The sequence below is a fragment of the Paraburkholderia bannensis NBRC 103871 genome, assembly GCF_000685015.1.
GTDB lineage: Bacteria > Pseudomonadota > Gammaproteobacteria > Burkholderiales > Burkholderiaceae > Paraburkholderia > Paraburkholderia bannensis.
In genome coordinates this window covers 1-1122 of the sequence record NZ_BAYA01000093.1, presented here as the reverse complement: position 1 = coordinate 1122, position 1122 = coordinate 1, and the positions used below count along the sequence as shown (strand labels likewise).

The following is a 1122-nucleotide window of genomic DNA, read 5'->3' as shown; positions in this document are numbered from 1 at the left end:
CCTTCGAAGGAGGTGTATCGATAGATCGCACGCTGACCCGCTGGACACAGGTACTGATCGTCCCTGGCGATATAGATGAAGTCGGCCCGGTCAAACCGCCCGTCAGCCCTGGCGCTCGATGTTTGTGTTTTCGGCACTAGCGCCGCAATTCCCGCGTCGTCGCAAGCCTTGATTTCCGTTGCATTGAAGTACCCGCGATCGGCCAGCGCCTTGAGCTTCTTCTTGCCCATCGCTTCGCGCGCGGCTGTGGCCATCGGGCTGAGCTGAGCGCGGTCACTACCGACGTTCGTCACTTCGTGTGTCACGATGAGGTGGTGCTTCGTATCAACAGCCACCTGAACGTTGTAGCCCACGACACCTGTGCCCTTGGCTTGCGACATCATCGAACGTGAGTCGGGATCAGTCAGCGAAACCTGTTTTTCCGGTAAATCATTCAACAGTTCCGCGGCCCGATCCAGATCGCGCATCTGCTCGCGCAGTGTCTCGATCTTGTCCCGTAGCCGTTCGGTTTTCGCTTCCACCTCGACTGGTTGCGTGCGATCAGCCGTCTCAAGAGCATCCAGATAGCGCTGGATGCTTTGCTCGATCTGCTCCTGACGCTTTGCGATCTTGTTGGGCGTGAAGTTGTTATCGCGGCTGTTGACCGCCTTGAACTTGCTGCCGTCGATGGCAACGACTGCTTGCGTGAACAGCTTCAGGTCGCGGCATATCACCACGAAGCGGCGGCATACATTGCGAATGCCGGCGCCATTGCTGCGTCTGAACTCGGCGATCGTCTTGAAGTCCGGCGCGAGGCGACCGGTCAGCCACATCAGTTCGACATTACGCTGGCACTCGCGCTCCAGACGTCGGCTCGACTGCACGCGATTGAGATAGCCGTAGATGTAGAGTTTGAGCAGAACGGACGGATGGTAAGACGGTCGGCCCGTGATCGCCGGCGTGGTGCCTTCGAAGCCCATGGAAGCCAGATCGAGTTCGTCTACGAATGCGTCGACGATCCGCACGGGATTGTCTTCAGCGATAAAGTCTTCGAGACACTCCGGCAGCAACGTGGCCTGATTGCGGCTTGCACCTTCAACGAATCGCCCCATCTCCGCCTCTCGCGCTAACAGGTTGATTCAG

At 58.4% G+C, this 1122-nt stretch carries 1 protein-coding gene; it reads right to left on the bottom strand.

Annotated features, from left to right (window positions below; genetic code table 11):
• On the bottom strand, positions 1–1091 hold a 1091-nt coding region (locus BBA01S_RS39435; protein ID WP_027821168.1), incomplete at its 3' end, for an IS1182 family transposase.
• Between the last annotated feature and the right edge of the window lie 31 nt (positions 1092–1122).